12 protein-coding genes and 1 pseudogene are annotated in these 23,269 nt (G+C 65.9%); 7 read left to right on the top strand and 6 right to left on the bottom strand.

Annotated elements, in window-relative coordinates:
• Positions 1-282 precede the first annotated feature (282 nt).
• The 7 genes from ACIRA5_RS00305 (at position 283) to ACIRA5_RS00275 (ending at position 19,010) form a co-directional block, all read left to right on the top strand.
• Entirely contained in the window at positions 283-3,192 is a 2,910-nt protein-coding gene (locus ACIRA5_RS00305) for an AAA family ATPase (protein WP_403685878.1), read from the top strand.
• A 144-nt stretch (positions 3,193-3,336) separates the two neighbouring features.
• Positions 3,337-5,403: a hypothetical protein gene (locus ACIRA5_RS00300; RefSeq protein ID WP_403685876.1), complete on the top strand. Its 2,067-nt coding sequence runs from the start codon at positions 3,337-3,339 to the stop codon at positions 5,401-5,403.
• Between the two features lie 136 nt (positions 5,404-5,539).
• Positions 5,540-10,666, top strand: coding sequence for a type IV secretory system conjugative DNA transfer family protein (locus tag ACIRA5_RS00295; protein ID WP_403685875.1), 5,127 nt, complete (start codon positions 5,540-5,542; stop codon positions 10,664-10,666).
• Positions 10,667-10,843: 177 nt separating this feature from the next.
• Entirely contained in the window at positions 10,844-16,390 is a 5,547-nt protein-coding gene (locus ACIRA5_RS00290) for a hypothetical protein (protein WP_403685874.1), read from the top strand.
• Between the two features lies 1 nt (position 16,391).
• Positions 16,392-18,086 (top strand): hypothetical protein, encoded by a 1,695-nt coding sequence (locus tag ACIRA5_RS00285; protein ID WP_403685872.1) that lies wholly within the window; start codon positions 16,392-16,394, stop codon positions 18,084-18,086.
• A gap of 41 nt (positions 18,087-18,127) precedes the next feature.
• The gene (locus ACIRA5_RS00280; RefSeq protein WP_403685871.1) at positions 18,128-18,493 is read left to right on the top strand and encodes a hypothetical protein; all 366 of its coding nucleotides are present in this window, start codon (positions 18,128-18,130) and stop codon (positions 18,491-18,493) included.
• Positions 18,494-18,626: 133 nt separating this feature from the next.
• The gene (locus tag ACIRA5_RS00275) at positions 18,627-19,010 is read left to right on the top strand and encodes an HU family DNA-binding protein (protein ID WP_403685870.1); all 384 of its coding nucleotides are present in this window, start codon (positions 18,627-18,629) and stop codon (positions 19,008-19,010) included.
• Between the two features lie 90 nt (positions 19,011-19,100).
• On the opposite strand, the gene ACIRA5_RS00270 is transcribed toward ACIRA5_RS00275, so the two are convergent.
• From ACIRA5_RS00270 to ACIRA5_RS00245, 6 genes and pseudogenes are all read right to left on the bottom strand, one after another.
• Complete coding sequence (locus tag ACIRA5_RS00270) at positions 19,101-19,541, bottom strand: hypothetical protein (RefSeq protein ID WP_403685868.1); 441 nt, start codon at positions 19,539-19,541, stop codon at positions 19,101-19,103.
• A 227-nt stretch (positions 19,542-19,768) separates the two neighbouring features.
• Positions 19,769-20,278, bottom strand: a complete 510-nt coding sequence (locus ACIRA5_RS00265; RefSeq protein WP_403685866.1) for a hypothetical protein — start codon at positions 20,276-20,278, stop codon at positions 19,769-19,771.
• On the bottom strand, positions 20,268-20,645 hold the full coding sequence (locus ACIRA5_RS00260; protein WP_403685864.1) for a hypothetical protein: 378 nt from the start codon (positions 20,643-20,645) through the stop codon (positions 20,268-20,270). Before ACIRA5_RS00260 ends, ACIRA5_RS00265 begins: the two co-directional genes overlap by 11 nt.
• Before the next feature lie 755 nt (positions 20,646-21,400).
• A pseudogene (locus tag ACIRA5_RS00255) lies at positions 21,401-22,225 on the bottom strand (transposase family protein); the annotation flags it as partial.
• 266 nt (positions 22,226-22,491) lie between these two features.
• Complete coding sequence (locus ACIRA5_RS00250; protein ID WP_403685863.1) at positions 22,492-22,719, bottom strand: hypothetical protein; 228 nt, start codon at positions 22,717-22,719, stop codon at positions 22,492-22,494.
• A 61-nt stretch (positions 22,720-22,780) separates the two neighbouring features.
• Positions 22,781-23,071: a hypothetical protein gene (locus tag ACIRA5_RS00245; RefSeq protein ID WP_403685862.1), complete on the bottom strand. Its 291-nt coding sequence runs from the start codon at positions 23,069-23,071 to the stop codon at positions 22,781-22,783.
• Between the last annotated feature and the right edge of the window lie 198 nt (positions 23,072-23,269).

Raw genomic sequence — 23,269 nt, 5'->3', positions numbered from 1 at the left:
TGGGCGCGTTGGTGGGTAAGGCCGGCGCGGAGGGGAGCAACAAGGCCCCCGCCAGCGAGCGCTTCAACTACCAGTTCGAGCAGCCCCAGAACGCCGGAGGGCAACGAGTCCGAATACGGCGGGTGAGCGACCCGCTACCAGTGCACGGAACGAAAGGCTCCCAGAGTGGACTCCGAGGCCTTTCACATTCACCATTCAATGCCCTATCGAATGCTACTCGTGATAGGATTTCGGCTGATTTTCCAGTTGAATCTTCAGTCCAGTCGAGAGGTCTTGCGCGGAATGTTCCACGAGGCACGACTCAACGAGCGCTACCCCCTCCTGTCCAAGCTCTCGGAGCCACTGAAGAAGGCCGAGCGCGACATCGTCGGACGTGAGCACGAGACGATGCAGCTGCTGGCCTCGATGAGCCGTCCTGAGCTGTGCAATGCGCTTCTACTGGCCGAGGCCGGAACGGGAAAGACCGCATTGGTCCAGGCCACAATGCTCGTGGATCCGGATCGCCTCTATCTCGAAGTCGACCCGGCGCGCATGATCTCCGAGGCGGGCAACGCCGAGAACATGGCCGCGAAGCTCAAGGGCTTCTTCGGCGAGGCCGAGGACTTCGTCAGGGACGAGAAGCACGAACTGGTGCTCTTCATCGACGAGTTCCACCAGATCATCCAGCTCTCCGACGCCGCCGTCGAGGCGATCAAGCCGGTCCTCGCGGCCTCGGGAACCCGAGGCATCAGGATCATCGCGGCGACGACCTACGAGGAGTTCCACAAGCACATCTCGCCGAACCAGCCGCTCGTCGAGCGCCTGCAGCGCATCAACCTCAACCCGCCGGACCAGGCGACGACCATCAAGATCCTGCAGGGCATGGCCGAACGGTACGGCGTGGCCGACGAGTTCTACGACGACCACATCTTCCGGCAGATCTACGAGTACGCCCAGCGCTACATGCCGGCCAGCGCCCAGCCGCGCAAGTCGATCCTCGTGCTCGACTCCATGGTCGGCTGGCATCGCCTGACGCACCGGCCGATGGACCGGGACCTGCTCTCGGACGTGCTCATGGAATCCCTGAACGTGAACGTCGCATTCCGGGTCGACGGCGCGAAGATCAAGCAGCAGCTGGACGCCGAGGTGTTCAGCCAGGACTGGGCGACCGGCGCGGTGGCGCGTCGTCTGCAGTTGTCGGTGGCGGACCTCCATGACCCGACGCGGCCCATGGCGTCCATGCTCTTCACGGGATCGACGGGAACGGGGAAATTCTGCATCGACTCGACGCAGGTTCCTGTCTACTCGAGCGACGGCGAGACCACCTGGAAGCTGCACGGCGACCTGGTCCCGGGCGACAGAGTGTTCGGTCGCCAAGGTCGCCCGGTCGAGGTGCTCGGACACTTCCCGCAGGGCATGCAGGACGTCTACCGGGTCACCCTCTGGGACGGCCGGACTCTCGACGTTGGAGGACCGCACTTGTGGACGCTATACACAGACAAGCAGCGGTCGAAGAAGCATGCGGGCAAGGATGTCGCGCCGATGGTCCTGAGCACGCAGGAAATGGTCGAGCGTGGCGTCGTGCGGACCTATCCCGGCGACTCTCGGGAGCATCTGAAGTTCTTCATCCCGGCGAACGGACCGGTGCACTGGCCGGAGCAGGACTTCGACGTAGACCCGTACGTCTTGGGCGTCCTCATCGGCAACGGGTGCCTCACCGAGACGCAGCTGACGCTCTCGTCTGACGGAGACGACGCCGACCACACCGTGTGGACGGTGGGCGAATGGCTGGGATCGGCACCGAAGTCGTACGGGCACAACTACAGCTGGGTCTTACCTGTCGGCGTCGGCCCGGTGGAGGACCGCCGCGATTCGCTGTACCAGACGAAGGACGTGCTTGCCGCGGTTCCCGATCTGATCGGTTCGCGCTCGGCGGAGCGCCGTATCCCGGAGAGGTATAAACACGGATCGGTACAGCAGCGGTGGGCGCTGGTGCAGGGCCTTTTCGACACCGACGGATCGATCGGCGGCTCGAACGACCGCTTCAACGTCTCGTACTCGACGTTCTCCAAGGGGCTCACGGAGGACCTTAGGGAGGTGCTGTTCTCGCTCGGCGTCTCGAACACGATCAACTCGTGGATACGCACGAAGGAGGACGGGCGCGAACTGGCCGAGTACGCCGTGCACGTGAAGGTCGGCAACGAGGATAAGGCCCGGTTCTTCTCCCTCCCCCGCAAGCACGAGATCGCACGGCGGGCGGTCATCGAGACCTCGGGTCGTAAGCGCGTGAAGAAGTTCGACATGGTCGGCATCGCGTCGATCGAGAAGCTGCCGGAGCAGCAGAGCTCGTCGTGCATCTACGTCAACGACGAAGAACACCTCTACCAGGCTGGTCAGTTCGTGGTCACGCACAACACGGAGCTCACGAAGCAGCTGGCACGACTGCTGTTCGGTGACGACCAGCGGCACCTGATCCGGTTCGACATGACGGAGTACGCCGAAGACTCGTCGTTCGCGGCGTTCCGTTCTGAGCTCACCAAGCGCGTGTGGGACCTCTCCCACGCGGTGCTGCTTTTCGACGAGGTCGAAAAGGCCTCGGCGATGGTCACGCGCGTACTGCTGCAGGTGCTCGACGACGGCCGTCTCAACGACGACAACAACCGCGAGGTGAGCTTCCTCAACACCTACATCGTGCTCACGACGAACGCCGGCTCGGAGATCTACAAGGACATCGCGCAGTACGCGGCGGACGACACCGGGTCGGGCAAGCAGCTGCTGGAGTACGAGAAGCTCATCCGCCGCTCGATCTCCTCGACGACGGGCGACAACCGCTTTCCGCCCGAGTTGCTGGGCCGTATCGACGCGATCGTGCCTTTCCAGCCGCTGTCGCTGCCGACGCAGCAAAAGATCGTGCGGAAGAAGCTGCGCCAGATGGTGCAGGAGGTGTTCGTCAAGCACAACGTGCGGGTCGACGTCGATGCGAGGGTCATGCAGTACCTCATCGAGGACAAGGGCGATACCGACTCTGATGCCGGCGGTGCGCGTGCGGCTGTGGCGAAGCTGACCGACGAGGTCACCACCGCGGTGGCGACCTTCCTCAATGAGCACCCCTCGGAACGACAGATCCGCATCGACGTCGTCGGCGACCTGGTCAGCGACGACAAGAACCTGCTGAGTTCCGACGCCTACGTCGAGGTCAGCGCGGTGCGATGAGCCGGTCGAGGACGGCGGGAACTAGTCGACTCATGAGTCGATAGCCCATTCATTCCCTACGAGATTGCCTACCGCGATAGAGAGGCGATAAGATACTCATAAATCAGATAAAATGTGTTTTATTAGCGGAGGGATCGCGCATCAATGGGCATTCTGGGTACGACAACGGGAAGCCACAGGAAGGGGCGGAAGAAGAAGCCCGACGAACTTCTGGCCTCCGTGGTGAGAGAGACGGCGATCCCGGCGGCGGTCGAGCTGCTGCGGTCGAACACGCAGTTCGTCTTTCCCAGCGGTACGGCCTGGGTGATGCTCGTGCTCGCATCCGACTCGATCGGTGGCTTGAGCAAGCGGCACGGCCGGGACGAGGCGAAGGGCTCGATCATCGAGCTCATCAGCTCCGACCAGATCCGCACGGTGGCCACGGCGGAGATGCTCGAAGAGGAGGTCTTCGGCATCATCCCCACCGACGAGACTCTTGCGCGCATGGAGGAGTACTCGCTGCTCACCGGTGCCACCTACGCCTGGGCCGTCGTGTGGCAGAAGCCCAGCGGCGACCTGCTCGTCGATCTGGTGAACGATGCGACCTTGGCGCAGGCGCGCTTTGTCGCTGCAGGTACCACGAGCCTCGAAGAAGCCGTGGGCAAGAAGGCATGGGAAGAGCACAGCGGCCTGGTCGCCGAGGCTGGAGCCACTGCCCCCGCGGTCCTCGGAGAGGACGAGGGCGACGCGATCTTTGACGGGACCCCCGGTGACGAGGGGGCTGACAAGGGCCTGTACGACGAGTCGCTCTTCAGCGACGTCGTCGACGAGGACGAAGGAGCGGACGCACCCATGCTCGACGAGGACGCCGCAGATATCGACGACGCGGGCACCGTCCCGGTCGAGTCGGCGCCGGACTACGACGGCGACGAGGTGGTCGGCTACGAGGGTTTCGAGGAGACCGACGCCGGCTACGGCATCGAGGACGATTACCAGGAGGCCGGCGGCACTGTGCTGCTGGTCGATCAGGTTCAGGCGCGCGACGTCATTGCCCGCCGGTTCCTCTCCGAGGAGCTGGACCTGGACGTGCGGCTCGATGAGTTCAACGCCACTTTCGCCATCGGTGCGCCGGTCGTGCAGATCGCTGTGCCCGAGGGTGCGACCGAATGGCTCGGCGACCAGGTCGCCCAGCTCAACCGGCAGGCCAACGCGGATCTGGCACAGCTTCGTTCCGCGCACGAGGACGAGCTGCGTGCGCTCTACGTCAATCTCATGTCGGCGCACACCGAGCAGGTCATCCGCGATGTGGCCACCGACCGCGCGGGTTCCCGGTACAAGCTGCTGAAGGACGCCGCCGAGGCCGAGCACCAGCAGCGGCAGACGGAGAAGGATGAGAAGATCCGGGCCCGCCGGGCGGAGATCGCCAAGGACTACGAGTCGCAGGCCTCCAAGGTGGCCCAGCAGGCGGCGCTCTCGGCGGAACTGCAGTACAAGGAGCGCAACCGTTCGAAGATGGAGCGTGAGCAGATCGACTCCGTTGCCGAGATCGAGCGGGACATCGAGGACACCCACGCGCACAACCAGCAGGAGATCCTGCGGGTCCGGCGCTCGGACGCGACGCTGAAGATGCAGACCGGGCAGACGCGGATCTTCGAGGTACTGGCCGAACAGCAGTCGGAGTACCTGGCGGCCGAGGAAGAGCGCCTGAACCAGTGGAAGTCCGAGATCCAGCGGATCGTCGACGACAACCGCAAGGCCGACATCGCCCAGTCCGAGGCACTGGCCGAGCACCTGCGGACCACGGACGAGATCGGCGTCCTGCGCCGGGAGCAGCAGGACCAACTGGAGTCGGTGCGCTCTGAGCACGCCGACCGGATCCGCCGGATGGAGGACGAGCTCGAACGCAACCGCAAGGACGCCATCACGCAGATGACGGCTCGGGACGCCGAGTGGCAGCACAACCTCGACCTGGAGAAGGAGAAGACCAACTCCCAGGTGCGACGGGCCGCCGACCTGCTCCAGCAGCTGTCGACGGTCGAGGATTCAGTGGCCAAGCGGTACAAGGCACGTCTGAGAGAGATGCAGGCCGACAAGGAGTCATACGCCAACGAGCTGGCGCGGGCCTCCGAGATGCAGAGCCGCTCGAACAAGATCCTCGTCGTCATGATCGTCACGCTCTCGCTCCTGATGGGCGCGGCCGGCTTCATCATCGGGGTGGTCTTGGCCCGTTGAGCGATCCGGTCATGACCGACGGGGTGATCTGACGGCGCATGGGACGCGTTCCCCATGCGCCGTCGTCGTCTGCGCAGGCAGGCGCACTGGACCGCAGGACAGCAAAGCGAGCGAGGCTCGGGAATAAGGAATCACGATGGCCACGAACAGGCGCAAGGCGGCACGGCCGAAGGCGAGCAGCTGGGACAAGATCTCAGCGCGGACACCCGGCGAGACGCTGACGAACCGAGACGTCTACGACAACCAGCAGCTGGACCGCAGCAAGTTCCTGACCTTGAGGTCGACCAGACCAGGCATCGTCGTCGCGGTGATTACAGGCGTGCTGGTGACGATCGTCGCCTGGGTCCTCTACTCGCTCATCGCCACGGCGGTGCTCTCGGTGGACATGTCCGTGGGTTCGGGTGCGTCCGGCAGCAGCACCGGCAAGCCGAGCGCGTATTACCTCCAGGACACCACGACGGGTACGGGCGGCTCGGTCGTGAAGTGTTACCGGCCCCTGACCAAGGACGGCAACCCGGACGTGAAGGCGAAGTGCTATCCCAGCGCTGAGGCTGTTCCGGTCCCCAGCTGGTACACCGCGGCGAAGGACGGCAAGCCCAGCGCCGGGAAGCCGGCTGAGCCCAAGAAGAGCGTGACCACGGTCGGCGAGCAGCTGGCCGACGTCTCGGGGTTCAAGCTTTTCATCACGCTCGGCTCGGGTCTGATGGTCGCCCTCATCATCGCCACGTGGTTCTCACGGAAGGTCGCCGCGGCGAACCTGATGAACACCACGAGCGACATCAACCAGTACGAGAACGACCAGCACATCGCCCTGCCGGAAGAGATCCAGCAGAACTACGACTGGTTCCCCGACGCCGGTGCTCACTCGAGCGTGCAGGTCAGCTCGATGCTCAGCCACATGATGCTCAAGAAGAAGGGCCTGGGCACCGTCGAGGTCGCCCAGCGCGCAAACAAAGACGTCATTGATGAGGAGGGGAACCTCGTCTACTACGCCGGCGAGGTCATGGACGACGACGAGGGCAATCCGCTGACGCAGACCCTGCCGATCATCGACGAAGACTTCGGTGACAGGCTGTTCGAGGCATCCGGGCTCCCCGATGACAAGACGCTGCGGCGGAAGTACGACACGACGCTGATCCCGTACAACCCTGACGGCAAGAACCGGGACAAGCTCGGCTTCGAGTCGGACACGTACAAGACCGTCGCTGACCTGATCAAGGAGGACTGGACGTTCCCGGCGTACGAGGTCCAGCGCCCGGCCGGGGCGTACGTGGTCGATACCGCGCCGGTGAACACCATGGTGCTGGCCATCACCCGAGCCGGTAAGGGCCAGACGTACATCGAGCCGGTCATCGACATGTGGTCGCGGGAGAAGAAGCCCTCGAACATGGTCATCAACGACCCCAAGGGCGAGTTGCTGGTCAAGAACTACGTGCCCCTGGTCACACGCGGGTTCGAGCCGGTGCAGTTCAACCTGATCAACTCCATGAAGACCGACATCTACAACCCCCTGGGGCTGGCGGCCGACGCGGCGCGTGAGGGCAACTTCACCAAGTGCGCGCTGTACGTGGAGAACATCGCCGGGATCTTCTTTCCGCTCAACGGCGGCGAGGACCCGGTCTGGCCCAATGCCGCCAACAACGCCTTCAAGCGCGCGGCCTACGGACTCATCGACTTCTATCTGGAGGAGGAGCGGGAGCTGCGCAGCGCCGCAGCCGTGCTGAACATGGACCCGGCGCTGCTGGAGCAGAAGCTCGATGACCTCTGGGGCAAGGTCACGCTCTACAACTGCTACCAGCTCTTCGTGCAGATGAGCTCGAAGAAGATCAAGAACCCCGAGGCCGAGCTGGAGAAGCGGGTCAAGGCCGGCGAGTTCGAGAACAACGAGGACGCCCTGGCCGAGGAGCAGGAGAAGGCGGCGGCCCAGGCCTTCATGTGGGAGGGCAAGGCCGATCAGGACATGCTCAGCCTGTACTTCAACGCGAGCGAGGAGCTGCCCCGCAACAACATGCGCACGCTGGTGGGCAACGCCCACAACGCGCTGCGCTCGATGGCCGGGGCGGAGAAGATGCTGGCCTCGGTGTACGGCATCGCGATCACCGCCATGTCGTTCTTCACCGACCCCACGATCTCGACGCTGACCTCGGGCAAGCCCTCGCAGAACACCGACCTGGCCGGCCTGAGCTTCCCGCGTCGCCTCGGCGTGCGCTTCGCGCCGAACTACGTCAAGCGCGACCACCTCGTCGGTCAGCAGGCCGTGTGGTCGGCCTACGCGGACCCGATGTTCACCGAGAACCTGGGTGAGGACTTCGAGCACGAGGAGATCGTCGGACGCGAGGGTTGGGCCCGGTACAACTTCAAGGGCACGTTCCCTGGCGACGAGGCCTGGCTCAAGCTGGAGCTGGTCAACCCGCAGACGAAGATGCTGGTGCGCACCTTCTACTTCAGCTTCACGAAGAACTACCAGGTCTCGCTCAACGGCCGGCACTACGTGGTCGAGCCGGTGACGGGCAAGAAGATCGTGAAGAACGGCGTGATGCGTGAGCTCAAGCCGGTGCGTGAGGGCGGCACCCGGGACGGGAAGATCCTGTCCTTCCAGCCCGGGGACACGCTCTACCCGGACACGCGGCTCGACTTCTCCGGCGGCGGCAACCCGGAGAAGGTCTCGTACCAGGCACGGGCGATCACGCAGACGCTGTCGCGCTACTCGGAGTCCCCGAAGGCGCTGTTCCTGGTGACTCCGCCTCACCTGATGAAGTACGCGAAGCTGATCCTGATCCTGGTCAAGCAACTGTTCGACGTGAGCGCCGACCAGGCGTACATGACGAAGTCGAACCAGAAGCCGCTCTACCGCACGCGGTTCATGCTCGACGAGCTCGGCAACCTGCAGTCGGAGGGCAAGGGCATCGACGGCTTCGAGACGATGCTCTCCATCGGCTTGGGCCAGGAGCAGCAGTTCACGCTCATCCTGCAGACCCTGCAGCAACTGCGCGACGTCTACGGCGAGAGCGTCGACAAGATCGTGCAGGGAAACTGCCTCGCGCTCGACGCAAAGATTCTCACGCCGACTGGGTGGACGACGATGAGGAAGATCCAGCCCGGCGACGAGCTGATGACCCCGTTCGGCACGGTCACGACGGTGACGGACAAGTACCCTGTCAAGATCCGTCCGGTCTACCGGCTCAAGCTGCGCGACGGGTCCTCGGTAGAGGCGTGCCCTGATCACCTGTGGCCAGTCGAGCGCTGGAAGTCCAGCATCAAGTACCTCGGCGGCAAGGACGAGAACGGCAAGCGGCGCTACGTTGGTGGTGCCGACGGCAAGACGATGGAGCGGGTCACCGAGGTCATCAGCACCGAGGAGCTCAAGTCCCGCGTCGAGAAGGGTCGCCAGGTCGACCTGATCGCGATCGACCCGGTCTCCTACCCGGAGGCTAACCTCCCGATCGATCCGTACGTCCTTGGAGCGATCCTGGGTGATGGTCACATCAACCCGGAGGGGACGGTGTCCTTCTACAGCAGCGACCTGGAGATTGTGGACGAGATCCGCCGTCGGGGGTACGACGTCGTCGAGCAGGCCGTCGCGGACGGTCTGTGCCCCAAGTACCGGATTAACGGGGTTCGGAAGCTCATGCGCGAGTTCGACATCGCCGGCAAGCGCTCGTGGGAGAAGTCGATCCCTGAGGTGTATCTGCTCGGCTCCGTCGCGCAGCGCGTCGACCTGCTGCGGGGCCTCATGGACACCGACGGCACGACCAGCGCCAAGGGAGAGATGGAGTTCACCTCCGCGAGCCATGAGCTGGCCGAGGGCGTGCAGACGCTGATCCGATCGCTCGGCGGTCGCGTGGCGATCAACATCAAGACGAACATCATGTACACGTCCCCGAATCAGAATGAGCCCAAGGTGGCTCGGGATGCTTACCGCGTGCAGAACATTCGTCTGCCCAAGATCAACCCGTTCGCACTGTCTCGCAAGGCGGAGCGCTGGCGCGACCGTACGCGGAGCTTCAACCGTGTCGTCAGCGTCGAGTACGTGCGAGACGACGAGGTGCAGTGCATCCGGGTCGCCGACGAACGCCATCTCTACCTCACCGACGACTTCATCCCGACGCACAACACCTCGAACATCGTCTTCCTCAAGTCCACGGACGATTCGATGATCGAGACGATGGAGAAGATGAGCGGCAAGACGCACCGGTCGTACCGGGACAGCAAGCAGATCAGCCAGGATCTCGACAAGGTCATCGGCGGCAAGACCGATGGCCGGGTCTCCTACACGATGAACACCAAGGAGGAGCCGTTGATCAGCTACAACGACATGGCCTTCCTCTCGCCGCGCAACTCGATCGTCTTCCGGGCCGGCGACGCGCCGATCTGGAACCGCAACCAGACGATCCTGCCGATGTCGTTCCGGCTGCTGAGGAACACGATCAAGCACCCGGGGCACACGTACTCGCTGCAGACTATCCCGACCCTGTCCAGTGCCATGGACTTCGACGTGCGGATGAACCAGCCGGACTTCGTGAAGATGCTGGAGAAGCGCATGCGGCAGGCGGTCAAGGCCGCGGACGCGAAGGCGCAGTTTAAGGAGATCTACGGCTACCAGGAGGTCGACATCGAGCGCCTGGACCCGGATGTCTACGCCGACGAGGTCATGGAGGTCATCACCACGATGACCACGGTCGACGAGGGCCGGGACCCCAACGCCCCGGTGGTCGTCGACCCCGACGAGTACGAGGGGATGAGCATGTTCGACGAGGACCAGTTCATCGAGAACGTCGAGGTCGGGGTTGCGGTCGCCGAGCGTCAGGCGGTCAGCGCCGAGCGGCAGCGCCTGCTCTACGCCGAGGGGACGATCAGCAAGGAGATGCTGGTCAACCCCGACGGCTCGGCGAAGGTCAAGAGCCTGGACATCGAGATCGGCGAGGCCTACAAGTCGGCGCAGACCGAGTTGGAGCAGGATCGCGAGCACTTCTCGATCGGCGGCGACGGCGAGCTGCGCAGCGCCGATGGGTCCCAGACGTACATCAGCCAGATCCGCTCGGACGCGTACGCCAATGCGGCCCGCCGGATCAACGACCACGTGAACGACGAGGACTCGCGGGTGTTCGCGGAGGAGGACGTCACCGAGGAGGGCCTGAAGTCGCTGGCGACGGTGAAGGTCCACTCGGCCTTCTACCAGTACCTGGCCTCACTGCCGAACTGGGAGGTGCTGGCCGACGGCAGGTTCGACCGGGCCATGGCCATCGAGATGAACTCGAAGTAGCTGGCAGCCACTTGGGGGCCAGCCAAGGATCACGACCAGTGCCGGGGTCGTCTCTCGACTAAGGGAGACTGCCTCGGCACTGGCCTTTTCAAATGGCATCCAACCTCCTTTCGATAAGCGGGGTATGTTCTATACATACTTGTGTAACCCCGAGCATCCACAGGAGGCTGATTAGCCATGAAGAAGGCGCACGGACTGCGCAGGTACTTCTACGAGTACGTCTACTACAAGGCAGTCGAGCAGGCCCGGGAGCAGACCGGACAGGTCATTCCGGTCTCCCAGGCCAAGGCGATCCGCGCCCGGGTCGACGAGATCCTCGGCCAGCGGGGCACCGCGCTGGCCGACCCGCGGCTGGGCGTCACGGACTGCCTCACCGCCATCGACCAGGCGTTCGCGGAGAAGGTGTCCGACTACGAGCCGCAGTTCGGTGACCATTCCCCGCAGAACGAGCGCTACCAGCAGTCGCAGCGGGAGTTCACCCGTGCCACCGGCGTCGGTGCGCAGGCCGACCCGAAGTCGGCCCGGCTGCCGATCAGCCCCTACGCCCCCGACTGGTCCGAACGCGCGACCGTGAAGCGCGCCGGGACCGCGCTGGTGTACCTGCCGGACGAGACGATCGGACGTGTGGCCGGCGGCGAGGTGGAGACCCTGGCCGATCCCCGGCGCGGGAACATGGTGCTCTGGCGCATCGACGACGATGGCAAGCCGTTCGAGGCCGGGCGCGCGATGACGAACGACGACGCGGCTGGACTCACCGCGCTGATGGACAAGATGAGCCAGCAGGAGTACGACCAGGTCCGCGAGTGGGTCATCGACGGCGGCCGGGATCCGCAGACGAACCGTGTCGATCGCAACCGCTTCATGTCCCGGCGCGCCGTGGCGCGCTCGGCAGCACTGCTCGAAGAGTTGAAGGCCCAGGGCGTGTCCTACGAGGTGATGCGCGACCGCGAGCCCGGTCAGATCAAGGCGAAGATCGCCCGGACCGGCATGGAGATCCGCCTCACCGACACGCGCCAGGAGGAGTACGCCGGAGCCCGGATCTACGACAACGGCACCGTGCTGCGCTACTCGACGAACTACCGGGTCCCCGGCGGCATGGCGGTCTACTCCCCCTCGCCGGCGGAAGCCGTTCAACTGCTGCGCTTCGCCCAGGGCCACCGCGTCGAGCGCACGGATCTTCCGGGGCACGCCGCCGGCGAGATGGGCACGACGCACCAGGAGCGCGGCCGTGGCCGCACGGTAGTGGATGTACCCGACAGCTACCACGTCGACCGGGAGTCGATGTTCGTGGTCGGCGACTATGTGGCCCCGGGCGAGTCCGGTCCCCGGCCCGGGTCGAAGGTGATGCTGCGCCGGGACGCGAAGAACCGCTCCCTGCCGACCTTCTTCGTCGACGCCCAGCCCGCTGAGGCCTACGCGAAGGCCGCCGTCGAGAGCGCGCGGGAGAATCTGCAGGCAGCTCTTGGCGTCGAAGACCTGATCGCTCGTGCTGAGGCCGAGTTGGAGCGAACGGGCGGCCAACTGGATGCGATCGAGCCGCCGGAGTACTCGGCTGACTCTGAGGTCGCTGCGATCCAGCGCTCCTACTGGGACGTGCTCATCGGCGCACACAGCGATCTGCTGCGCCCGGGTGCGACCGAAGAGATGTACCACGAACGGCTCCAGGAGATCGGCGAGTTGCAGGCCGAGGAGGTGCCCGAGACGGGCAACCTCGTCTACGGCGGCACCACCGTCGAGAAGGTCCTGCAGCACGCCGAGGACGTCCCCTTCGAAATCATCGGGACCTGGGAGGCGGAGCCCCACGACGTCGACGGCGAGTGGGTCGATCAGCGCTTCAGCCCGGACCGGGTGGCGCGGTACATGACCAGCCCCACCGGGCAGTGGTCGAACCTCGACAACCTCGCCTCGGCGCTGCGTCGTTGCGGGATCTCCCCCGACGCGATGATGGGCTCGACCTTCCAGACGACCCGGTTCAAGGACCGGCTCGTCCGCTTCAACTCCGAGCGCTCCATGCCGATCGCCGATCACGAATCTGCGTTCATGCGGCGCATCGGGGCCACCGTGCGCGAGAGCATCGAGCGCAACGCGGCGACGGTCTCCGAGATCCTGGTCGACGAGCAAGGCGTCATCCGCTGGAGCGGCGAGAAGCTACGCCGTGACGGCAAGGGGACTCCGATCTCGGGTGAGATCGGCCAGGTCTTCGATGTCGGCGACTACGGCGAGATCACCACCGCCTTCGCGAGCGGGGAGAACGCCCTGGTCGTGCCGGGCTACTGGGCCACGATCACGGCCCAGACTCCGGGCGAGGCTCCGACCTCGGTCGAGGAACGCACGCGCCTTCGCGGCTACGAGCAGCTCATGCACGAGCGCATCCAGTATCAGATCGCCGACGACCTCATCGCCGGGCGCAGCGAGACCGGCGAGCCCTCCTCGCTCAACGCGGTCTACTCGCAGCTGTACGGCACGAAGCACCCGATCGACTTCATCGAGCGCGCCACCACGTACCAGCTCGACGAGTCCACTGGCGAGATCAAGGAGCACCTGGACGAGTGGACGGCCGCGATCCTGCAGACCGAGGCGCGCCGTGTGCGCTACTCCAACGAAATCAAGGCCGGCTCGACGATCTACGCCGAGTACCGGGCCCAGCGCGACCGGACTGACCCGGCTGACGACAACCGCTTCGACGCCTGGCGGCTCACCGGCGGGCGGAACATGACAGTGCTCACCGGCAAGGACCGGAACAACGTCGCTGCGCCCAGCGGCTACTTCGACCCGGTGATGACCGGAGGCGCGACCAACCAGGGCATCGTGCGGTACCTGACCACTCAGGCCCAGGTCGACGCCGACGGCCGGATCGTGCCGGGCGACGAGAGCGTGGCCGGACAGCGTGCGCCGCTCATGGCTCTCCCCGAGCTCGAGACGCTGCGGTACGACCCGTTCGACCGCCAGCAGATGACGGCCTCGACGATCATGCAGTCTTCTGAGGTCACCGCGCCGGCGAAGACGGCGCTGATGACCTTCGGCGGCTGGACGGCTGATGACCCGATCGTGGTGTCGAAGGAGTTCGCCGAGCGCCACCGCATCCGCGGGGCCGGCGGCCAGGAGCGCGATCTCGTCGTGGGCGACAAGATCTCGGATCTGCACGGCAACAAGGGCGTGATCTCGCTGATCGTCGACCGGGACATGCCGCTGCAGGACGCGCAGGAGCAGGATGTCGTCGACGAGGTCAACTGGTTCCGGGCCAACCCGGGCCTGGACGTGGTGATGAGCCCGTTCAGCCTGATCTCCCGGCGCAACGCGGGCTCGGCGCGCGAGCTGATGAGCGGGAACGTCTCCGACCTGCGCTCCCCCAACGGAGAACTGCGGCCGAGTGCCCTGGGCGAGATGCGCTTCGTGGTCACCCACATGGCCGTCGACGAGAAGACGAAGATCTACGACGACGAGCAGGTGCGTGCTGGCAAGGGCCGTAAGGCCTCCTCGCAGCTGGCCTGGGCGCTGCAGTCTCAGGACTGCCCGGCGATCATGCTCGAGTTCTACGGCCACAACAGCGGGGCCGAGTCGAACCTGCGCGAGTACCTGCTGGTGACCGGCATGGACATGGAGGCTGACGGCACGCTGCGGGTGGTCGGCCAGGCCGAGGGCCTCGACGAGCGCCCCGAGCGCCGGTTCATCCCGATGCCCGAGCTGCTGCGCACTCGGCCGCGCAAGGAGGGCCAGCTCCCGGGACTGAACACCACGGCGATGCGCAAGTCCTTCGGCGGTCTCATCGGCGACCGCGGCGGCGACATGGAGATCCCGTTCCCGCTCACGTATCCGACCGGTGAGCAGACCGAGACGGTGAGCGCGAGCTCGTGGAAGCTGCCGGTGATGTCCTCGCATCTGCGCAGTGGCCAGGAGTTCGAGGATGGGTCCTCCGTCACGCACGACTACACCCGCAGCTACCAGGACGTCTTCGTCGAGGCCTGCCGCTACTGCTACATGGCCGAGCAGCTGGACGGCCAGGGTCTGTCCGCGGAGAAGCGCGCCGAGGTGCGTCGCGGCATGAGCGAATCGGTCTCGCGCGCTCAGCGCGCCTTCGACGCGATCACGACCGACGTGCAGAACCGGGTGCTCACGGGCAAGAACAACATCTTCAAGACGGGGCTGATGGCCTCGCGGCTGACCGACTCGGCGACGATGGTGTGGACCGCGGACCCGCGGCTGGGCGTCGACCAGGTTGCGCTCAGCTCGGTCAAGGCCGAGCAGCTGGGGCTGGCCGAGGGCGACCACGCGCTGGTGTGGCGTGACCCGGTGCTCCGCGACGCCGGCGTGCGTTACATGCGGGTAGCGATCGACGACCGGCTCACCGGTGCCGCGATCAACCCCGTGATGGACGCCTGCTTCGACGGCGACTTCGACGGCGACGCGGTCGCCGTGGTGAAGCTGCACAGCGAGGCTGCCAAGGGGGAAGCCCTGGCGAAGCTCTCGGTGCCGGCCAACCTGCTGGACACCGGCGTGGTCAAGAGCGATGGTTCACACCCGCTGGCCATGCAGGTCTCGCTGGACACCCAGGTCGCGCTCTCCAAGGACGCCGGACTGGCTGAGGAGCTGGAGGGCTCGCGGAGCGAGGCGAACCGGCTCAGGCTGCAGGCGCTCATGGGCGCAGAGTCGCCGGAGGACATCAAGCTCGGCCAGCAGGTTGTGACGGAGGAGCTGAGCGGGCTGTACCGCCAGGCGCAGCGTGGCGAGTTCGGCGCGGCACTGACGTTCTCGGATCGCGAGGCGCACCTGCGGAGCGTGCGCGAGGTCTGTGTCGAGACGGGTGCCAAGGGCAGCGAGAAGAAGCTCGCCGACTACGCCCGGAACCTGGGTGATGCGCAGGGTACGCCCGGCATCACGCAGGCCGACCAGGAAGCCTCGATGTTCGCCACGGCGATCAAGGCCCACGGCACCGGCCTGGGCGGCTCGTTCAGCCAGCGCGCCGTGCGCGCGCTGCGCGGCGAAGACCTCAAGGCCGTCCTGGAGGTCACCTACCCGGTGACTCAGTCGATCCTGCAGGCCAAGCACGACGCCGCCGAGGCCCGGCACAAGTACGCGATGCTCCAGGGCCCCGGCCGCGAGCTCTGGAGGGGCCGCAGCATCGAACACGTCGGCCCGGGCCAGTGGCGCACGGCGTTCCTCGACGGTGAGCCGGTCCAGGCCACGGCCGAGGAGTGGGAGAAGCAGTTCATCGAGTTCTACGAGTCCAAAGAGGGCTTCGGCGTCACGGTCAACCCGGACTACGTGGCCCGCGTGGTCAGTGCGCTGGAGGACCCGAAGACCGGGCTCATCCGCAACCTCGAAGAGGACCCGTCGCTGCGGGGCGCCGTGATGGACCAGATGGCCTACGGCGGTGGCTTCGAGGCGCTCGTGCAGGCGGCCAAGAACCGCGAGAGCGTCTACGACGGCGAGAAGAACGAGCAGTTCGCGTCCTCGGGGACCCGGAAGGCCCGGGCCGAGATGTCCCGGCAGCTCGATCAGCTGAGCTCCGCTGAAGCGCACAGCCTGGACAGCGCTGCGATCGCCGTCGATGACTCGGTGGTCAAGCGCGACGTGATCACTCAGGACGCGGGGGCCTCCCGCACCCGTGGCTCGCACCGCCGCTCTGCGCATGCCGTGGGCGTGGGCGCGTCGCGCCCGCTCTACACGCCGAGCATCGAGATCGATCAGCCGCAGAGCGACGACGACTGCGGGATGGGGTACTGAGATGGCACCGCGCAAGGAACTGGGAACGGGCCCTGCGGGCCGCCCGCGCGCGGCCAAGGAGCTTCCGGTTGACGACGATCGGCAGCAGGCGGACGAGCCGATCGATGCCGAGGTGATCGACGAGCCCGGACCGGAGGACGCAGACGGTTCGCGCGCCTGGCGCGAGCGGCTCCGGGACCGTGCCCGCGGGTGCTTCGGCGCGAAGACCCGGGAGCAGATGGCCGCCCGCGAGCGCATGCACTGGATCGACGTCGACCGGGCCGAGGACGAGAGCGAGGGCCTGGATCAGCGCGAGCAGCTGCTCAAGCTCCGGGCGGAGACGCGGCTGGCCGGCGAGAAGTACATGGCCTCGCTGCGGGACTCGAAGCTGCTGGTGCCCGGCTTCAACGACGAGGAGCGGACGCAGGAGCTCGGCGTCATGCACCACGTTTACATGCAGATGATGATGCAGTCGTGCCTCAAGCCGCTCTCGCGAGGGGTGAATGCCAACTCGGTCGTCCAGGCCGTCGGCATGGTGATGGCGATGCGGATGCTTGCCCCGGACTTCAAGAAGGAGATGGACAGTTACCTCCAGCCCTTCAAGGACAAGATCCAGGAGCGCATCGACACCAGGACCCGCGGCATGGTCGCCTCTGCCGAGAGCGGCATCGCGCACCGGCAGAGGATCTTCAAGGATGTGCCGAGCGACGCCCGGCGCGAGCGCCTCATCGGCAGCACCGATCCGCGTGATCACCTGCCGAAGAAGTGGCGCAAGCGCTTCGACGCCATGCAGCACCGCGAACGCGGTCACCGGGAGATGTTCACTCCGGACTCGGCGGCCATGACCGAGGTCGCGCTCATGGAGAACGCCTTCTGGAAGATGCGTGAGCCAGGCGCGGATGCCGGCCTGATCCGCGACAGCTACCGGGCGATGCGCAAGCGGCTGCACGAGCAGATGAGCGAAGACGGCCTGGAACGCCAGGAGGTCGTCCAGCGCGCGCGGATGATCATCGGCGAGCGGATGGAGTACGAGCCCGAGCTGCGCACGATGTTCAATGGCGTGGCCCACGGCCGGATCGTCAAGGCCCCTGCGCACGAGGAGCGGATCGCGGGCTCGGACAGAGTCCGCACGGTCTGGCGCGGGGAGTTTGACGACCAGCTGGGCCGGCGTCTGCCCGAGGACGGGATGTTCACGCTGCGCCGGCCCATGGACGTGGACGCCCAGCAGGTCCAGCTCGCCGAGACGATGAAGACCTCGATGCTCGACGCGCTGGGCCGCGGCGACCAGGAGGGCTACGGGGGCAACATGCTGGGCTACCTGGTCGGCTTCGCGGCGCAGAAGCAGGGCCTGGACACCAGCGGGCTGCCCGACATGCTCCAGCACCGCCTGGACCAGTCCGAGGTGATGATCGCGAGCATGGACATCGACGGTCTTTCGCCCGAGGAACAGCAGCGGGTCTACTCCAACGCTTACGTCGACGCGTTGGAGGCAGTGAACGAGAAGTACCCGGAACTTGAGGCCGAGTTGAAGCGGAGCCTCGGGGAGAACTGGCAGCAGACGCTGCAGACGGCGGTCGACGACCCGGGCGGCTTCTTCGAGAAGCAGCGGCTCAAGCCGCGGTCGCGCCCTACGGACCCGTCGTCCGAGCGAGAGGCCGGCCCGCAGAACGACGGCCCGAACGCTGAGGCCGATGCCGAGGACTACCAGCCCGCCTGAGGGTGATCCGAGGACACGAACAAGGGGCAGGAGGAAGGGCCATGAGCCAGGAACAGAATGAGGGACAGCAGACCAGGTTCGGCTCGCGTTTCGCGCGGATGTTCGGCTACGTCACGCCGGAGGACTGGAGCCGATGGGAGCAGCAGCGGGCCCAGAACAAGCCCAACGTCAGCGCGACCAAGCAGGGCACGAAGTCAATGCTGGGCTCGATGATGGAATTTGGGGAGCGCAACATCGGCGCGAAGCTCGATGCGGCCCACCGTGTGGCGGCGCAGCGGCGGTTCGAGGAGTCCCACGACAAGGTCGTGAACCAGCGCCGCGATCCGAACACGCGGAACATCATCGAGTCGGTCGACTACGAGGCCAGGGACGACCGGGAGGAGATCGAGCCGGATGTGGAGCTCTAGCCGAATGGGGAACGATAAGCGAAGCGAGCGGCACTCGATAAGCCCGACCCTCCTTCTAGACTCGTGACTATCTTCGATAGACTGGTTTCTAAGTGAAACCGCGGCATGACGGACGACAGGACAGGGTGTGGGCATGGAGACGACGACGAATCCGCGTGTCAGTAAGCGCAAGTTCATCTCTCGGGTCGCGACTCGCAGCAGGTTGCCAGTCCGGACGGTGAACAAGGTGTACGAGTCGTTGCTCGGCGAACTCACGGGTGCGGTCAGCTGCGGAGAGACGGTCGTGCTCACGAGCTTCGGCCGCTTCTACCGACAGGACCACAAGGGCCACAAGGTGCGCTTCGGCAAGAGCAATGTCGACGACTACGTGGTGCTGAAGTTCTCCGCGTCGAGCAGCTTCAACCGCCGGCTCGGGGGCGACGAGGACGAGATCCCACAGGAGACCTACGGGATGATCGAGGAAGCCGACGAGTTCGAGAACGCCATTGAGGATCGTGAACTGCGAGCCGCAGCGTAGGCAACGAGCAGCCGGCAGAAAAAGAGAACCCCCGTGATGCACCAGCATCACGGGGTTCTTTCGTTGGTGGGACGAGCCCAGCCGAGAGGCTCAGCCGTCGGCGATGGCGAAGATCAGAATGAGCACGATGACCGGGACGAAGAGCACGCTGGCCCCGGCGAGAAGGTGCTCCCACCCCAGCGGCGAGTTGATCCAGCCCATGAAGTCGTTCCACAGGCCAGCGACGGTGCCTGCGATCGAGGCGAAGAGCCAGTGACCCTTCCGATGATGACTGCCAGGCCGACGCCGCCGATCAGACCGAGGGCGATGATGATGCGGGCGCTCTTGAAGATGGCGCCCCGCCCTACTTCCGGTCCTCAAAGAGCAGGCAGTACAACCCGATGTGCGGGATAACGAGGGCTGCCAGTGCGATCCAGGCTCGCCCGGGTCCTCGACCACCCAGCCGATGAAGTCCTCGACGGGTCCGACGTAGGCCAGCACAGGAGCGACCACACCAGTGCGGAAGATGACGTGGAAGATTTCGTAGGCCATGCTGAGCGCAATGGCCAATCCGATGCCGCGTCGCACGAGGAGGGCAGCGCGAGGGCTGATCCGTCAGCGGTGGCCCATGGTCGCATCGGACTGGAAATCGGCATCAGGGGCACCAGCCCGGGCCACCGGCTCGTAGTCGTACATCGTCATCAACTCGCTCTTATCGAATCGCCATTGTGCCCATTCATTGAGAAGCCATCAATGATGAACAGAATGTCGACTACAAGTCACTCGAAGAGGAGGTCAGGCTCATCCGCGGACGGGGAGTCGAAGCTGTTGACCGAGCGCTGGCGGGATCGCGAGGGATCTGTGGTCGATTCACGCTGCGCGGCCAGCTCGGCGAGGGTGACGCCCACGGGTCGGCCTAAGCGCTGGCCGGCGACTCGGTACACCTTGCTGTCCTGCCGAGCGCCGATCGCGACGATCTCGCGGCGGGTGATCCCGTCGGAGCGGCTCGGCCGGATGTCCCGGGAGACGATCCGCAGCGGGGGCTTCTCGTAGGGGTCGGCTCCGACGTAGGTCGTGTCGCAGTCGGAGAGATCGGCGAAGTGCGGGTTGCAGTCGAGCGGCTTCGTCGGATGGCGACGCCCGTTCAGCCGGTGCAGCATCACGATGGCCGCCTCCAGCAGGGCCTCTTCCTTCCCGTGCGGATGCTTGAGGGCTCGCTGGTTGAGCTGTTGGAGGTCGGCGCGAGCGCCGGGGCTCAGATGGACCTTGATGCGCAGGCTATTCGTCATCGCCGAGCACCTTGCGGATCATGGCCTGCGCAGGCCCTCCGAGTTCGTCACCGAGCTCTTCGAGGGTCATGCCAGGATCGCCAGAAGCATCCGAGGCCTGGATACGACGAGAGAGCTCGGCCTGGAAGGCGTTCTCCTCGTGCGCGTGGGCCGCGTGGTCGTACTTCATGAGGCGCACGAAGGCGGCGAAGGGGATGACGGCCACTTCGGGCTTGTTGTCGTCGCCGAAGATCAGCGGAGTGATCTCGCCGCGGCGGTAGAGGTTCAGCATCGTGCGGAGGTCCTCGCACTTGAGCTGGTTCGTCGGGACGACGTTGACGGCGAACTTCGGGAGCTCGACGTCGGGAGTGTGGTTGTCGTGAGTCATAGCTTTAGCCTAACCAGTCAGGAATGGCTTGTCATCGACTCGCATACGAAGCTGCTTGTCGAATCGATAAGGGCGTCGAATGGTGGATCGCTCTGTTTCTGAGAGGCAGGACGGGCGAAGAGAAAGAAGAGACCCGCGCCCCGTTCCGCACAGGGCGGAGCCGGGGCACGGGCCCTGACGGACGGTCGCGACGTCAGAAGTCCCCCCTCGTCGACCTGCAGGCAGACGATGCCGAGCGAGCGCCACGGGGCCACCACCCGGTCGCGGTCGTCCAGGGGCAGGTGGACGTCGTAGACGTCACGGATGTGGGTGTTGACACTCGTTCACATGGTGATCTCCGTTCCTCGGGTTTCGGTTCTCGCTGGGACACAGGCGGGGGCCGGGCGCGTCAGTCCGCCTCATGCGCCGACCGAGGCCACGACCCGCCAGAACTCCCGCCACTTCTCCTCTTGGGCCTGAAGGAACGCGTCCCTCTCGGCGGTGGAGATCGCCACCCAGGTAGCCGTGTGGTGGGCATACTTGTCCGGGCTGGTGGTCGTTACTCCGGTGACGACCCCCGTGTCGGGGTCTTGGGCGACGGACGTGTAGGCCCAGTCCTCGCCGTAGTCGGTGTAGGTCATCTGGTCGATCCGGTCGCGCACCGCCCGGCCCAGGTAGACGCGCGTCCGGCCTTCCCGACCGTTGGTGAACACGAGACGCTCGGCGTAGTGAACCCGTCTCGGTAACGTCTGGTGACGGTTCGTGATCTTCGTTCGGGTGGTGCGTCCGTGCTCGATCTGGAGCAAGGCGAGGGCGGCGCGGGCGATGCGGGTGATGGCGGCGGGGTCCAGGCTGACCCGGCGCAGGGCCTTGAAGGTAACCTTGAGCAGGGCGTTGGCGCGCTCGGCGACGCCGTGGATGCTGCGGATCACCTTGTTGAACGCCTGCTGGTGCTCGGCGAGTTCGCCACCCTGGGGTTTCTTGACCGGGTGGCGGAAGCCAGGGCCGGCGTTCTCGTAGCCCAGGTCGGTCAGGGTGGGCATGTCCAGGGCGGTGGCGAGCCGGTTGAGCGCGTCGATGAGCCCGTGGGTGCGGGCGCAGGTGGTGTCGTGCTCGCGGCCGGGCCGGACCGGGGAGACCCAGAGCGGCCAGCCGTCCGGGGCGGAGACGACCTGGACGTTGCCACCGTGGTGCTTGTGCTTCCCGGACCACCAGAGATCGGCGCCGTTGGGGCCGGGGGCGGCGACGCGGTCAGTACGGATGACGGTGCCGTCCAGGTTGAGATGGGTGTAGCCGACGGCCGCCGCCCGTTCCAGCGCGGTGGACAGATCCGGGGCGTGGTCGGCGAGCACGGTCAGTCCCTCGTGCAGGTAGCGGTAGGACGTGGGCAGCGATATGGCGTTGTCGCGGGCGAGTTGGGACATGCGGGTGCCGTCGATGAACCACCGCAGGACCAGGACCGCCTGGCGGAAGGCGCCCAGAGCCCGGGTGGCCTTGCGGGTTCCGACGCGCTCGCGGTGCTCCTGCAGGAGCCGGGCGAGGTGCTCGGCGGTCGCTCTGCTGACATCGAGGACAGCGGTGTAGGTGATACTGGAGGGCACGTGGAGCCTCTGGTTGCTGTACGGAACGTGATCTTCGCAGAGTTGTTCCTACCAGGGGCTTCACGCATGTCTGACGTTAGGGCACCGCCCAGGCCCTGCAGGCTCGTTACTCAACGCAACGTCAGGTTGCCGAGAAGACCTCAGTGGCCGTCGTCCTCGATGGTGAGGTTGAAATGCTCGCTCGGCCGACGGTTCACGCCACAACTCCTGTCTCACGATGTTTGATTCACAGGTGAGGCACCCGCAAACGATGGTCCTAAGCCCAGTCATTCACAGGCTTGCCCCGGCGGACGCGGCGGAATGCGCGCGACTGCCGGTGCCAGGGCGGTGAAGTCGAACTGCTCCAGCCAGTCGCTGAGGATGGCAACGACGTCCGCGCCGGGCCACTCGTCCGTGCGCCCCTCTAGATCGGTCAGCTGCTGGTGCAGCGCGATGACGGCCCTGCCCACGCGGGTGTTCCGGTCGACAGGGGTCTTCGGCTCGGGGGTGGTCACGGTGGCTCCTCTCTCTGGTCAGTGGGCGTGCGGGGCGGTGCATGGCACACCTGGCTTGGGCTCAGAACTCGCCGAGAATGCGCAGGCTGACGTGCCACTGGTGGGGGCCGGCCTGGTGCTCGGCGGTGGCGGTCGCCTGGCGGAGGTCGTCCTCGTAGCTGTGGTTGATCCACGCCAGCACACGCAATTCCGCCTCGGCCGGGCTGGAGGCCTCGATCGCGAACAGGGTCGTGGCGGAGGGCCACCCCTCGTCCGGCCGCTCGAAGACCGTGTCGCTGATGCGCTGGGCGTGCCAGGCGGTCTCCGGGTCGACGGGAACGGGCGGCAGGGTCACGGGGTACGCGGTGGGCATCCAACTCTCCTCAGTCCCAGGGCGGCGCGCAGCAGGTCGAGCAGGGTGGCGTGGTCGGCGGGCAGAACCCCTACGGGGGGCCAGCCGCGCACCGCCGGCTCCCTGCCCCCGCGGCCGGGCAGGGACGAGCCCGGTGCGGCGGGGGCGGGGTCTCTGCGCGCAGCTCAGGCCGTGTACGGCGTCCCGGTGGTCGTGAGT

Source organism: Streptomyces sp. NPDC096311, assembly GCF_044763085.1.
Taxonomy (GTDB): Bacteria; Actinomycetota; Actinomycetes; order Streptomycetales; family Streptomycetaceae; genus Streptomyces.
Note: the sequence above shows the minus strand (reverse complement) of the source record. Positions and strands in the feature narration are given on the sequence as shown.